The following is a 14,245-nucleotide window of genomic DNA, read 5'->3' as shown; positions in this document are numbered from 1 at the left end:
TGCCAGTCCAGGCATATGCACTCTACTGCCTTATCTGTTGAATCACTGGATCGAAATATCCCTGTCAGAGCATCACTCAAGCTGTGATTTAAATGCTGCAAACTCAAGTCGCAGGTTCTGCAATTCGTGGCGTAGACTGTCTATTTGCTCTTGCAGATCGCCAGTGCAGTTATTTTCTTTCCGGACAATTACTGTTTCAACTTTTGCCTGGGGTACTGCCTCAACGACAGCCTCATCCGGATCTCCACTCAAGAGATGTGTGTAGCGAGCTTCTTTGCGGCCCGGCAGGCGGGGCAGCTTTTTGACCAGTTCCATGTCTTCAAGGCTGGAGATAGTTTCCTGAACCTCGTCAAGGGTCTTAAAAGCATACAGGCGTTCTGTTCGCCCACGGATTTCACCAATGGTCTGGGGACCGCGGACTAAAAGTATACAAATGACGGATTCTTCGCGGGTTAACAACTTCAGCTCTTTTGAGAAAATCTGTTCGTATTTTGGAACTCGGCTAACGTTGCTTTGCCTGACCAGTTTTCTCTCCTGCAAACCTTTTAATCCGTAAAGAACCGTTTCTTCGTCATACGATACTACTGGATTTCTGTTGGACTTCTGGTTGCAGGCATTTGTTAAAGCATTGAGTGAAAGAGGATAGTAGTCAGGTGTTGCCATTTCCTTTTCCATCAAACATCCAAGCAATCGAACCTCGTTATCAGTAAGCAAAATTTCCATAATTTTTCACCATTGTGTTGTATAGCGTTTGTCCAGATCAAATGAAGTATTTCTCTTGGTTTCACAAGTACTCTCCAGTTGATCTCATACATTTATACAACCTGTATTTTTTTTTGCATAGAAGTATGTCCGGCGAACTCAAATGTTGTTCAGCCTCCAAGGTTGCCCCTCTTTCAGCGTTGAACACTACCCCGTTTATAGAGAAAAAATATTTCTTCTCTTTAAAACTCTTTCTGGTTGATTGAGGGTTTTTGGAAAGAAAAGACGTCTGGCTTTTGAGGGGTCATCTCTGGAAGCTGAAAAGGACGATTGTAAGAGTCAACATCTCTTTGCCGGATGTTGGCTTCGACCTCCTTGGTTCGACAGGTATTTATGGTGCCCCATTGACCGGTAATTTCCCGCGACTGTGCTCGACCGTCTTCAAAATGACTTCGCTCATGAATATGTAGTCGTATTCGAATCAGATGGATTGTTCACCGAGATGAACGGTATATGAAAATGTAACACAGGTTATCTGGCCAAGCTCTGCAGGAAACGGATGAGTGTTAAAATCCCTTGTAACACGTTTATGGCCAATCGGCTGAACATCATAACAATCGGCATCAACGATAAGCATTGTCAAACTCCATCGTTTCGATAGACTTTGACAATCACTTTCACATTGCTGAACGTGTCGGGCCACACCTGAAAAAAAATGTACCGGCACCAATGATACAATACTCGCCAAAACACTGAACTTATCTGTGTCGGGGAACAGTTGACTCTCCAGAGGTACTGTAAATCGGTCACCTTCTGTCCTCAAGCAAAACGGCCGCTCCGTATCCGGCCGGGTCCACTTACAGCCGGATCTACAATCAGATACCCTTGCCATGAATCGTCCAGATGAATATATCAGACAGATAACCGACAAGGTAAGGTTTGAGCTTTCTGTATCCGATGTTAGGTTCCAGTTGTTTTTGGCGGTTCCTGCCTCTGTGCTGTTGTACTTTTTTCACCAGCTCAAATGTCATTTATCGAGACGCCAGCAAGGACTGGATATCGAGTATTTTTTCCTGGCCCCCTATATATCCTTCCTCAATAGCGTGCGATACCCGGTCAAAATTCATCATCCTCAACTCTCCAAGACGGGGCTGGATCAATATATCTGGTCTGTCCACTGCCAGATTTATACGACTGATACGTTCCTCCATGATTTCAATAGAGGTTGTGATTGTCTCAATGATGTCTGGTGTGGCAGCATCGTTTTGTCGGGTCGATGAATGGATATTTTTTATATTGTTTTCAATGGCTTCATAATAGCCAAATATTCTCTTGGTAATCGTATTGCGTTCGTTTTTCTCTGCTTCAAGGGCTTCCGGTGATACAAACTGGTTCTTTGAATCATTCTTGCCTGTGGGTATGTTTTTTCGGCGTGAAACTATCCTGGTATTAAGATCAACGGCAATGACAATCTCGGCGCCCATTGCGCGTGCTACACCAACAGGTACTGGATCAACAAGTCCCCCATCTACCAGCCAGCACCCGTTCATCTTCACCGGAGCAAAAAGCGCCGGGTACGACATTGTTGCCCTGAGGGCGCTGATGATATTTCCTGACTTGAGCACGACTTTTTCTCCACGTTCAAGATCTGTCGCCACCATTGCCAGCGGTATGCTAAGGTCTTCAAAGTATTTAATGTTGGTGTGCATTGAAAAGAGTTCAGTAACCCTTTTTGTACCGTTCAGAATACCTGACCGTGAAAACGCCATATCAAAATAGGAAAATATTCTTTTCCCATCCATGCGAAGTACAAATTCCTTGAGGGAGCGAAGACCTCCACCGGCATAAATTGCACCGACATATGCCCCCACACTGCAGCCTGCGATGATATCAATGGGGATGCCCGCGTTCTCTAATGCTTCGATAATGCCTATATGTGCCCATCCCTTAGATGCACCGCATCCAAGAGCGAGTCCGAGTTTCTTACGAGATGGCATGATCTTTGAGCTCCTTTCACAGAAGATGAGACCTCAAGCAGCTGATATCCATCCCCCCTCACCCCGTTAAACATCTTCACGCGCTGTTATGATATTGCCTGCTAAACCCCCAGAATCTTTTCGACCATACATAAAATACGGTAGCAAAGGACCGTATTAATTCAGCCAGGGTAGCTCTTTAATTGTTACACCCAACAGTATTGCCTCACGCCATCCTCATAAGAAAAACCTTCTCATATGCCTGTATTGCTAACGATACTGAGACTGAATCCTTATAGTGGGAAAGTGGGACTCTTTTGTTTAGTCTCAAGTTCAGACGCACACCTTCGACAAAAACTGGTCGTCGGGAGGGCCTGGAGCCGAGCCAGGCTGATAGGCTCCCGACATTCTTCGCAAATCCCATAGGTGCCGCTCATCATCTTTGTTAGCGCACCCTCGATCTCCGAGAGTCTCTGCCTGTCCCGCGCCTTGATTCGGCCAAGAAGGTCAGCCAGTGTGACTTTCTGGGCCTCTTCTTCTCGTTCAATATCATGTTCACTTAACGCATGCCAATCCGATTCAAGTCCATAGAGGTGATTAAAAATTTCCCGACGTTCTCTTAAAAGTAGTTCCTTAAGATGTCTTCGATCATTTTCATTCATACACTTATTCCTCCACTATTCTGGAAATAATTTTGAAATTTAACCGTGTCAGAATGCTTCTTTTCAGACAAATTTTCGGAATAATCTCCTATGGACTGATAAGCAAGAATCTCAACAGGATCTCATAACAAAGGTGCATGCAGGAACTTTACCGAGCTTTTCTCCTGCCATTTCAATACGAAGTCAACCGCTGATGCTTTTGCCGTCATATCGACAAGTGCATCAGCGGCGTCTTTTTCATTCAATTTTTATTACCCTGTCTGCAGCGGGACCTTTCTGGCCCTCGACAATTTCAAAACTCACCCGCTCCCCCTCGGTCAGAGATTTAAAGCCAGCGACCTGAATTGCCGAATGGTGAACGAAAATATCCTTGCCACCATCTTGTTCGATAAAACCATAGCCTTTTGCATCGTTAAACCACTTTACTTTTCCCTCTGGCATGTTGCATACTCCCTGTTAAATGAATAAAAACTACATCTTCCTGCCATCTTCGAGCAGGAATATCCTGCACAAATCCTCTTGTTGTAAAACTGGGCAGTCCGCAAATAAACATCTGCCTGCTTTTAAAATTTCTTTTCCCCCATTTCTTCCTCTGATTGCGAAATCTGCTCATGGCAGGCTTGCAAGACATACCTACTGAAATGTAAACTCAGCTTTTGGAATGCCACCCGGGTCCTCCAAATCAGTCCCTTACTCGTCGGGTCGGTGACCAGAGTCGTCGATAGTACCCGCCCGTCTACTCTATTTATGAGGTGTTCACTGCAATTTTTTAAATCGTATACGAGAATATCCATGATAATTTCATCATCAGGGGCGAATCGATTAACAGAATGCTGGAATGACACGCCCTTTCTTGAAAGGTCGTAAATTATCATCACTGCAGGTTCTCCACAATTTGCAAGTGCCACAATACCAGACATTCGATACCTTCTTGCAGTACGCCTGCTGACAGGCTGCTGTTTATCCGTTTTTTTTCGAGTGCCCATGTCAATTTTTTCTTGCAGATCTGAACGTATTCTGCGGCACAAAAATGATTGTTACGCTTGTCATGAGCCCAGCAAACCTTTTATTTGTTTTTCATAACAATCGGGGCAACAGCCATGACTCATGGCCGTACCTCTTTTCCATAAATAATCTTCCAGGTGCACCCATTCCCCCTGCCCCTGTTCCACCTTTCTGTCGTCTCTGATTTTTTTGCAGTACGCGCATATTGGTAAAATTTTTTCATACATGGCAGTTCTCTTGAGAGCTGCCTGTTTTTCAAAGTAATTTCCCAGTTTCAGTATCAGTTTTTCAACATCAAATGGCTTTTCAATAAAATCTTCGGCACCCAGGCGAAGGGCCTGAACCGCAAGTTCGACATTTCCTCTACCTGTGAGGATAAACACCCCTGTTTCAGGGTTACATTTTTTAATCTCCTGCAAGACATCAAGGCCGCTCATTCCAGGCATAGCCAGATCGGTCACCACCGTGTCGAAAGGTTTATTCCTGAATTGCGCCAGCGCCTCTTCACCGCATTTTGCGTTTGTTACAATGAGTTGACTTCTTTGCAGGTAATAATTGAGTGATTCAAGAATAGCTGGCTCATCATCTACCAGCATGACAGTTTTTCCATTGAGGTCCATGTCATTTGTCCTGCTTTTTTTCCGAGGTACATTCAAAAATGCAATCTGCATTTTCCTCTACCGGCTCACCCAAATTTATAACGCCCCTCTGAATTCCAATTGGTATTTGACAAACTTCCGCCTCGCATTCTGGTAATCATCAGGGCTGTAATGCTTGAGATTTTCATCTCTATCGAAAAAGTTTTGGTAATACGCCACCAAACGTTGCAGGCCATTTTCATTCTGGCCAACTTTCTTCCTGCTTTTAGTGTCCAAAGGCATTCCAGCAACATTTTTCATTTTTCCCTCTGTGTTTTCCCAGTCAGACGACTGCACTCAAAAAACCGCAAAAGCCTTCCTTTATTTCTCTGCATCACGAAAAATGAATGACTTGAATCGTGAAAACGTAGTATTTCTATGGCGAATTATTGACAAAAAACAAGGGAAAAACAATATGGCAGCTAACAAGAAAATACGGTATGAAAATGCCGTACTACAATAGATATATGATTAAATGTATTATATTTTTTTTTGGTTCTTATTCCTCAGTTTTTTCTCGGTATTATCTCGATCGGACTCCACCGTCCCCACGGAGACCCAGAAGAGACATGCCATCTCCTTAGACGTTGTATTCTGCCGTACATCGGGGACAATCAGCAATTTACAAGAGGCCAGACTGGCATTGATCGAACAATATTTGGTGGTTGTTCTGGGACAACATCCACAACACTTTTTCTGAGAGTTTTTTCAAATAATCCTCTGTTATTCTGCTCTTTCCTGCTCTGGGGTTGTTATTTCAAATCAAAAACCATTGAGACACCCACCCCTAACAACAGCACCCTGTCCTATTGACATATAGCATGGTAATCGCCTAGAATTAGTTGAACATAATTTGTTTATAATCATATAAGACAAGGCCAAACCTGCCGGAAGGCAGGGACGGAAAACCACGGGTCTTTGTAAAGAAAGCCGGGTTACCTTACATGAGGTAACCCGGCTTTTTTTCTGCTGTTTGGCAGCAACAATCAAGAAATATCTGTAAAGATGCACAGCTGCGGATGAAGGATAGTAATACATCAATCGATTCTAATAAAAGGTGACACTTATGAGAGTACAGCCAAAAAGAATCATGTGTACTGTTGATTTCTCCGATTTCACTGCTGAGACGCTTGGCTACAGTGTAGCATTATGTAAGGAGTTTAACGCGGCTCTACTGCTTGTTCACATCATCACCGCCGTGGACACTTACCCCGGGCAGGAGAGAATGACCGTCGATCATGTAAAACTTCAAGAAAAAAATATTCTGAGTGCCCGGAAGCAACTTGGAAATATGGTAGAAAACCTGACAATAGACCACGAAATTATTGTCCTTGAGGGAAATCCAGCGGATAAGATATGCCGGCTTGCCCTGGAAAAAGAAACAGATCTGGTCATCACCGCCACCCATGGGAAGTCTGGAATTAAAAAATTATTGCTCGGTTCCGTAACAGAAAAACTCATAAAAACAATTCATTGCCCACTGCTTATACTCAACACTCGTAAGTATGATCCCGTATCTTTAACCGACTATGAAATGAAGCTGAAAAAAATCCTGGTGGGATGTGATTTTTCACCGGATTCCAAACTTGCTTTTGACTATGGACTCAGTCTGGCACAGGAATTTCAGGCGGAGGTTTACCTGACACATGTCATAAAACCCACGGAACATGTTGAATTGAAAGCCTCAGATTATATCAATATTATCCCTGGAAATTTTGCCCACTGGAACAGCTCGGATTATTTTGAAATGCAGGAAAAAGTGACGGCGAAAAATCGAGACAGAATTAATGAGCTCCGTAAAAGACTAGAGGGGCAACTGTATTATATGCTGCCTGAAGAATGTAAACACTGGTGCACCCCCCATACCGACGTGCTTACAGGGGAACCATATAAGGAGTTGGTACAGTTTGCCAAAGTACAAGAAGTGGACATGATTGTGTTGGGGATTCGGGGCCATACGCTTTGGGAAAAACTCCTGGTGGGTTCCACAACTGATCGCGTCATACGCCATGCGCCCTGTCCGGTACTGGTCGTTCGAGAGATGGGAGGATAATTCAGGTATTCCAGAGACAAAAAGCCCTTAACAGACAGCTTGACCCGATAAAATTGCGGCAATATTCCTGGCGAGGGTCAAATTAAAAAATGTCAGGATCTTGTATGAAGGCTCAGACAAGACCGCAGTCGAAGTTGATGAGATTTCCCGGTGTGATATTTCAGGAGAAATACTGTAAGTGATCGACTTCTCTGTAACCAGGAGGCTGGTATGGTAAAAGATACCGACAAGAACACCTTTTCCGAATTGCGACTGCAAGCTCAGACTCTCCTTGCTGGGAAGCCGGAACTGCCAGATACCCTCCAGGGGGATGTCCAGAAATTGATCCACGAACTCGACACCTATCAGATCGAACTGGAACTGCAAAACGAAGAGCTCCGCAGCACCCAGGAAGAACTCGAGAAATCCCGTCACCGCTATGCCGATCTCTATGACTTCGCACCAATCGCCTATCTGACCGTGAGTGACAAAGGGCTGATCCTGGAGGCAAACCTGACCGCTGGAGATATGTTGGGGGTGGCGAGAGCACAGCTGCTCAACCGACCATTTTCAGAGTTTATCGTGACTGAAGATCAGGATCTGTTCTATCTCCACCGAAAAAAATTACTGGAAACCCGGATGCAACAATCCTACCAGATACGCATCCAGAAAAAAGACGGCTCGTTCTTTCTTGGTCTGGTGGAAGCGGTCATACGGGGTGGCAGCAGCGATCCACCGGGGCAATTTCTGCTGATGGTAAATGACATTTCTGCCCATAAGGAGATCGAACTGGCGAGACTTCGCCGCTTGAAAAACAGATACCAGGCGATCGTCATGGATCAAAATGAGATGATCTGTCGCTTTGATCCCCAAGGCAGGATTACCTTCGTCAACGATGCCTACTGTCGATATTTCAGTGTGAGCCATACAGACCTGGTTGGCAGGAAGTTCATGCCAAATTTCCATGAGGACGATGTACATTTGGTGGGCGATCTTTTAAAGAGCCTGACACCGCAGAAACCGGACAAAACCATTGAACTCAGGGCGCACCTGGGTGACGGCACAATGGTCTGGCAGCAGTGGTGTGGCAGAGCCATATATGACAACGAAGAAAATGTGCTCAGGTACCAGGCGGTCGGCAGGGATATTACAAAAATAAAACAAGCGGAAGAGAAATTGCAAAATGAGACAAAATTGCGACAACTCTTTCTCGATGCACTTCCCTGTATTGCAATGCTTTTGCAATTTGATACCCGCGAGATTGTGGCTTCCAATAAGGCTGCTGTGGCGGTAGGAGCGGTGCCCGGCATGAGATGTTATACAAGCTGGATACAAAGAGATCATCCCTGTACCTGGTGCCTTGCCCCCGAAATTCGCTCAACAAAGGAACCCTTAAACAATCAATTCTGGGCTTTAGGCATATATTGGGATGCCTACTGGGTTCCGGTTACAGAAAATTTTTATCTTCACTATCTCTTTGACATTACAGAAAAAGAAAGAAACAGAGAAGCCTTAAACAAGATAAACGAAGAGTTGGAGCAGCGAGTTATGGAGCGGACCCTTGAACTGCAGCAGTCACACGCACAGTTGCTCCATTCAGAAAAACTTGCCGCCATTGGCAAACTTGCCGCCTCTATCGCCCACGAATTCAATAATCCTCTCCAGAGTGTCATGACCATTGTCCAGGGGATAGAAGAGTACTCTCCTCTTGAAGATAAAGAAAAACATCTTCTCACCCTGGCACTCCAGGAATGCAGCAGGATGAAGAATCTCATCGCTGATCTCAGGGATTTTTTCCAGCCGACCTCCGGTGCAACTGTGCATGTTGACCTTCATGCCCTTCTTGACGGACTCCTTTTAATCAGCAAAAAAGACTATAGCAGTCGAAATATTAAAATTATAAAAAAATATGGTAACGACGTCCTTCCTGTAATGGCTGTGGCAGATCAGCTGAAACAGGTCTTTATCAATCTCCTCAACAATGCGGCTGACGCCTGTGAAAACGGTGGGACAATCACCCTCACTACACAAAAAATCGGGGAACACATTGCAGTCCATATCGAGGATAACGGCAAAGGCATAGTCGTGGCAGATATAGACCACATCTTTGAGCCGTTTTTCACCACTAAGCCTGAACTCAAGGGTACAGGCCTTGGTTTATCCGTAAGTTATGGGATAATAAAGCAACATGGCGGACGTATAGATGTAAAAAGTGAACCTGGCAAGGGATCGACATTTTCCGTTTTGCTGCCCATTGAGAGCGCCAATAATGATCAATAAATCAATACTTCTCGTCGATGACGAAGAAATCATTCTCTCATCAATTGCCTGGGTTCTTGAAAAAAACAACTTCAAGGTAACAACTGCGATAAATGGCCGGGAAGCAATAGACCTCCTTGAGGCAAATCGCTATGATTTGATCATTACCGATCTGAGAATGAACGGGATAGATGGTGTGGCCGTATTGAAACAGGCCAAAATTCTCTCACCCGATACCAGAGCAATTATCCTGACCGGATATGGTGATGTTGAATCTGCGGTCAAAACACTCAAGCTGGGAGCCGATGATTACCTGCAAAAACCATGTAATATTGAGGACCTTCTCTATAGAGTAAGTCGTAGCTTTGAAACGCAGGACCTGGTTGTCAAACTACGAGAGCAGAATGAGCAGCTCAAAAATGAAATAGCCTCGAGAAAGGCCATTGAAATAAAACTCCAGGAATCACATGCCAATCTAGAGGAGCAGGTGGAGAAAAGGACAGCGGAACTCAATTCTTCCGTTGATGAATTGAAAACTGTTTTAAACACATTGTTCATGAAAGAAAAAGAGCTGAAAAAAAAGAACCGGGAACTCTTGGAAACCAACACTACTCTCAGCACCCTTTTAAAGAGAAGAGAACAGGAACATAAAGATATCAAGCAGGATATGGCCGCCCAGACAAGGGAAATGGTCCTGCCGCTATTGAGAAAAGCACAGAAGGGAGCAACCGGTTATACAAAGAACTATATAGAAACGGCGAAAGCAAACTTACTGGATATTTCCTCAGAACATTCACATGATATTGTTCTGACCAATGCGAAGTTGTCGCCCCGAGAATTACAGATTGTCCACTATATCAGGCAGGATAAAACATCAAAGGAGATGGCAGATATTCTAAACCTGAAAGTGAGCACCATAGAATCGTATCGAGAAAATATCAGAAAAAAACTGCGGCTGACAAATCAGAAAACTAACCTCAAGAAATTCATCACTTCACACCTTTAGTACGGTATTTCGTCACCGTACTTTCTCACCAATTACAGCATTGCCTATCCTGCGCTGTTACCCCATAATTCATCTCAGGTCACCTGTGAATTCTGCCTTGTAGGTCAGAACCGGCTCTGAATTGAGGTGCTCTCTGTTTTCAACAGCAGGATTGTTGATAGGAACAACTACACTTGCTGCCGGAGGGTTAAATTTTGAATGTAAAGAAGAGTCGGAAAGATAACAGGCAAAACCTACTTGCATCATCTGCGATCCCTCAAATGAGTGGTAAAGGCGTGAAGAGCGAAAATGACCTGCGATGTCAGCTGATGTGTTGTCAGGATCAGTTTGGGAGGAAAAATAACAGGAACCATTACGGTTCCAACGATCACCACGAGAAAAGACGGCAATCAATCAGGTTTGAGACGAAAGGCATAGTAGTGCTGACAGGCTTTGAGGAACCGGTTGTAGCCAATATTTACGACATCGCACCAGGTGGAGTATCCTTTGTACATGCCGACAAGAAGAATATAAACAACGTTGATCTCAAGATGGAAATACTCATCTATGACAGTCACACGGACTTTGATTATTTCATAGGTCAAATCAGTGGTCGGGGTAAGTTCATGGAATTAGTATCTGATCCGATAAACAAGTTACCCGTCTGGAGATACGGTGTTGAGTTTTCAGATATCGACAGTCCGCAACATAGCCGGTTGCAAACATGTTACAGCCTGATGAGCTACCGACGATTCGTCGCTCAGCAAGCGGTTATGGACAATAGCAAATAAACCGTAGGAAGATGGCAACCTTAATACAAGAAACTCACTTTTAGCACGAGGAGGGTGCGTGAGGGACAGGCCCATGTTGTCTGGCAGAACCGATAATATACATTTATCCAAGGAGGTTCAAAATGTTCGATTTATTACCACTAAAACGTCGCAGTATGGTTCCGAATATTTTCTCAGAGATGGATGATATGATCAAAAAAACGTGGTTTGACTTTCCTTTTCACAATTTGCAGGAAGATATGGATATCAACTGGAGTCCGCGTATTGACGTAAGCGAGACCGACAATAGCCTTGAGATTGTGGCGGACCTTCCAGGCATGGAAAAAAAAGACATTCGCGTCTCTCTCGAGGATAATCTGTTGACTATCAAAGGTGAAAGAAAGGAAGAAAAAGAAAGCAAAGACAAGCGGTACCATACCATAGAGCGTCGCAGTGGTTCTTTTTATCGCGCCATCCGATTGCCGCTTGAGGTTGAAAAGGACAAGATTGATGCAACTTTTAAAGATGGGGTTCTGACCCTCAATCTCCCAAAATCCAAGGAAGCCAAAGAAAAAGTTGCCCAGATTGCCATAAAATAGAAAGGGGGAAGGATAGGGATTTCCTGAAACAACCGCAGAGGATTTCCCTATCCGTTCCCATTGCAACGCTGAAGAAATCACATCACCTACGATACAGAGGGCAAAAATACACAACTGCCCTTTTGACTCATAAGGAACTGCAATGTTTTCAACTGAAAGACTGTCCCCTAAAACTGTTTTTTGCAATGCCCTGATGAAGAGCGACGCTGCTGATTTCAAAGTCGTCTTCTGGGACAAAAGTGAGCGTGAGTTTGGCAGCGGCAAAGATTTCATACTTCATTTTAAAAATGAAGAGGTCTTAAAAAATGTGCTCGTTAATGCACCGCTTGGATTCGGCGAAGGCTATATGAATGGAGACATAGAAGTCGAGGGTGATATCAGAAAGGTTGTGAAGATTGGATATCTGTGCGATCGACTCCAGGTCGGTAAAAAACACTTCTTGTTCAACATCTTCAAACACGGTGTGCTCCAGAGAAACGGGATGAAGGCAGATATGGAAAACATCGCATATCACTATGATCTCGGGAACGATTTCTATCAGTTGTGGCTTGACCCGGAGATGGTGTATTCCTGTGCTTATTTTGAAACCGACAAGGATTCGCTGGAAATGGCACAGCTCCAGAAAATCAATCTATGTTGCCGCAAGCTGCAGCTGCAGCCAAATGAAAGTCTACTGGATATCGGTTGTGGATGGGGAAGTTTGCTTATAAACGCTGCAAAAAATTTCGGTATCCAAGGAGTTGGTATCACCCTGTCAAAACAGCAGTTGGAGTATGGAAAGCAGCAGGTGCAAAAAGAGGGTCTGCAAGACCGTGTCCGTCTTGAATATCTCGATTATCGTGATCTTCCCCAATTGAACCAGACTTTTGACAAGGTTATATCGGTGGGCATGTTCGAGCATGTCGGCAAGGCCAATATGCAGAACTTCCTGAAAAATACGAGAACGGTGCTGCGACCAAACGGCCTCCTCCTCCTTCATACCATTGGCAAGACGGTAGAAGGACCTACCAACAGTTGGATAAGAAAACATATCTTTCCGGGATGTTACCTTCCTGACCTTGGTTCTATTCTGAAGAATTCCACCAGCCTGGGGTTGAACTTTATTGATTGTGAAAATCTGCGTAATCACTACAGCAAAACCCTCGATCACTGGAGCCAGCGTTTTGAAGAAAATGAAGCAAAGATCCTTTCCATGTTTGATGACCGTTTTGTCAGGATGTGGCGTTTTTATCTGGCGGGTTGTTCCGCAGTATTTCGACTTGGAACCGTCCATCTTTTCCAGTTGTTATTTTCGGCAGGGGTCAGAAATGACTTGCCTTTAACTCGGGAATGGATGCTTGCAGGAACTTCTGCACAGGTGAGAGCCGACTAATGTAATATTTAAAAAAAATGAACTCCTTGAATATACCTCAAGATGAGATGTCTGTACTCAGGTTCTACAATGGGCAATGTCAAAAAAACATGATAAATGCGGATGGGAGTATTGGGCAACGGGTCGTTGTGAGTGCCCTGTGTCGACACTAACCCGCACAATTTACTAATAAATCAAGTTATTGCGAGATGGCTGTACATGTTTTGAACGTAGATGAAATAGTACTGGATCTCGTTGTTTGAGGACGTCTGTGATTTCCCTGCTGCTGTTGCAGATGAGCTGGGATTTTGCATTATCTATCACCTGAACAGGAGAATGGAACATGCCGGAAGGAACAGTGAAGTGGTTTAACGATGCTAAGGGCTTTGGCTTTATTGAGCAAGACGGGGGGCAAGATGTTTTTGTACACCATTCCGCGATTCAGGGTGTTGGGTTTAAGTCTCTCACAGAAGGTGAGCGCGTCAGTTTTGATATTTTATTTGGCCAGAAAGGTCCCGCCGCCGAACGGGTGGAAAAAATATAAAAACCAGCGGTTGATTTGACCGCTGACAATGTTGCCTCAAGTATCAGCGGCTGTTGATTGTTTTTACCTACGATGTATGGGAGCAAATGTAATTCAAAGGTTCTATCCGCATGTCTCCTGAACATTGTGCGTATCCGGTTATGTGTATATCAGCACTGCATTTTTCACAAACGACCGGCGTTTTAAATAATTACACAGCGTTCGCCGGTCAGTTCATGCTGCGGTATCTTCTGCAGTATTTTTACAGCCAAAATAGCCAGGACGTCATCACGATAGAAATTTTACAGCAATGAAGCATATGGAGAGTTTTTATAACCTCATCACCTTTAGATACACATCAGATAAGAGAGAAAGTGCCATGAAAATGACCGACGTACAAACAAAAGCAAAGAATCTTGGTATCAAACCCAAAAAATTTAAAAAAGCAGATCTCATACGAAAAATTCAGGTTGAAGAAGGCAATAATCCCTGTTTTCAAACCAATGAACAGCGTTGCAACCAGGAAGATTGCTGCTGGCGCAAGGAATGCCTCGGGTGAACCGCAGGGAGATAGGGCTATATCTCCCTGCATCAACCTGTAAATTTTTCTTTTCATCCTGAAAATCGGGTAAAGCGCACACTATTTAGTATTCACTCCCAAGTACTTCAAGAGCAGCCTGTCTCTGGCCACCGATTCGGTGGACCATCTATAGCTGCCCATGACAGTCTGGACCTTTGTGGTT

At 44.3% G+C, this 14,245-nt stretch carries 16 protein-coding genes and 1 riboswitch; of the genes, 8 read left to right on the top strand and 8 right to left on the bottom strand.

Going from position 1 to position 14,245, the window contains the following annotated elements:
• Positions 1-72: 72 nt before the first annotated feature.
• From FCL48_RS21140 to FCL48_RS21110, 8 genes are all read right to left on the bottom strand, one after another.
• Positions 73-723, bottom strand: coding sequence for a YceH family protein (locus tag FCL48_RS21140; RefSeq protein ID WP_136875405.1), 651 nt, complete (start codon positions 721-723; stop codon positions 73-75).
• Positions 724-1,183: 460 nt separating this feature from the next.
• Positions 1,184-1,339: a hypothetical protein gene (locus FCL48_RS25055; protein WP_169309312.1), complete on the bottom strand. Its 156-nt coding sequence runs from the start codon at positions 1,337-1,339 to the stop codon at positions 1,184-1,186.
• Between the two features lie 394 nt (positions 1,340-1,733).
• Entirely contained in the window at positions 1,734-2,699 is a 966-nt protein-coding gene (locus FCL48_RS21135) for a patatin-like phospholipase family protein (protein WP_136875403.1), read from the bottom strand.
• 272 nt (positions 2,700-2,971) lie between these two features.
• Positions 2,972-3,340, bottom strand: a complete 369-nt coding sequence (locus tag FCL48_RS21130) for a TraR/DksA family transcriptional regulator (protein WP_136875401.1) — start codon at positions 3,338-3,340, stop codon at positions 2,972-2,974.
• 237 nt (positions 3,341-3,577) lie between these two features.
• Positions 3,578-3,781 carry a cold-shock protein gene (locus FCL48_RS21125; protein ID WP_136875399.1) on the bottom strand — a complete coding sequence of 68 codons (204 nt, stop codon included), beginning with the start codon at positions 3,779-3,781 and terminating at the stop codon, positions 3,578-3,580.
• A 122-nt stretch (positions 3,782-3,903) separates the two neighbouring features.
• Positions 3,904-4,326: a PilZ domain-containing protein gene (locus FCL48_RS21120; RefSeq protein ID WP_136875397.1), complete on the bottom strand. Its 423-nt coding sequence runs from the start codon at positions 4,324-4,326 to the stop codon at positions 3,904-3,906.
• A gap of 60 nt (positions 4,327-4,386) precedes the next feature.
• Positions 4,387-4,965, bottom strand: coding sequence for a response regulator (locus tag FCL48_RS21115; RefSeq protein WP_169309311.1), 579 nt, complete (start codon positions 4,963-4,965; stop codon positions 4,387-4,389).
• A gap of 75 nt (positions 4,966-5,040) precedes the next feature.
• On the bottom strand, positions 5,041-5,244 hold the full coding sequence (locus tag FCL48_RS21110; RefSeq protein WP_136875393.1) for a hypothetical protein: 204 nt from the start codon (positions 5,242-5,244) through the stop codon (positions 5,041-5,043).
• Positions 5,245-5,850: 606 nt separating this feature from the next.
• Positions 5,851-5,926: riboswitch (cyclic di-GMP riboswitch) on the top strand.
• 123 nt (positions 5,927-6,049) lie between these two features.
• On the opposite strand from FCL48_RS21110, the gene FCL48_RS21105 reads away from it, so the two are divergent.
• The 8 genes from FCL48_RS21105 (at position 6,050) to FCL48_RS21070 (ending at position 14,061) form a co-directional block, all read left to right on the top strand.
• A complete protein-coding gene (locus tag FCL48_RS21105) occupies positions 6,050-7,036 on the top strand; it encodes a universal stress protein (protein WP_136875391.1) in 987 nt (328 codons plus the stop codon).
• A gap of 210 nt (positions 7,037-7,246) precedes the next feature.
• On the top strand, positions 7,247-9,295 hold the full coding sequence (locus FCL48_RS21100; RefSeq protein WP_136875389.1) for a PAS domain S-box protein: 2,049 nt from the start codon (positions 7,247-7,249) through the stop codon (positions 9,293-9,295).
• A complete protein-coding gene (locus FCL48_RS21095) occupies positions 9,285-10,280 on the top strand; it encodes a response regulator (RefSeq protein ID WP_136875387.1) in 996 nt (331 codons plus the stop codon). The genes FCL48_RS21100 and FCL48_RS21095 overlap by 11 nt, the downstream gene beginning before the upstream one ends.
• A gap of 194 nt (positions 10,281-10,474) precedes the next feature.
• On the top strand, positions 10,475-11,050 hold the full coding sequence (locus tag FCL48_RS21090) for a PilZ domain-containing protein (RefSeq protein WP_136875385.1): 576 nt from the start codon (positions 10,475-10,477) through the stop codon (positions 11,048-11,050).
• Between the two features lie 122 nt (positions 11,051-11,172).
• Complete coding sequence (locus FCL48_RS21085) at positions 11,173-11,628, top strand: Hsp20/alpha crystallin family protein (protein WP_136875383.1); 456 nt, start codon at positions 11,173-11,175, stop codon at positions 11,626-11,628.
• Positions 11,629-11,770: 142 nt separating this feature from the next.
• On the top strand, positions 11,771-13,000 hold the full coding sequence (locus FCL48_RS21080; protein WP_136875381.1) for a cyclopropane-fatty-acyl-phospholipid synthase family protein: 1,230 nt from the start codon (positions 11,771-11,773) through the stop codon (positions 12,998-13,000).
• A gap of 322 nt (positions 13,001-13,322) precedes the next feature.
• A complete protein-coding gene (locus FCL48_RS21075) occupies positions 13,323-13,523 on the top strand; it encodes a cold-shock protein (protein ID WP_136875379.1) in 201 nt (66 codons plus the stop codon).
• A gap of 358 nt (positions 13,524-13,881) precedes the next feature.
• Positions 13,882-14,061: an SAP domain-containing protein gene (locus tag FCL48_RS21070; protein ID WP_136875377.1), complete on the top strand. Its 180-nt coding sequence runs from the start codon at positions 13,882-13,884 to the stop codon at positions 14,059-14,061.
• Positions 14,062-14,245 lie beyond the last annotated feature (184 nt).

The sequence above is a fragment of the Desulforhopalus sp. IMCC35007 genome (assembly GCF_005116575.1).
GTDB lineage: Bacteria > Desulfobacterota > Desulfobulbia > Desulfobulbales > Desulfocapsaceae > Desulforhopalus_A.
This window is presented reverse-complemented; position numbering and strand designations above follow the sequence as displayed.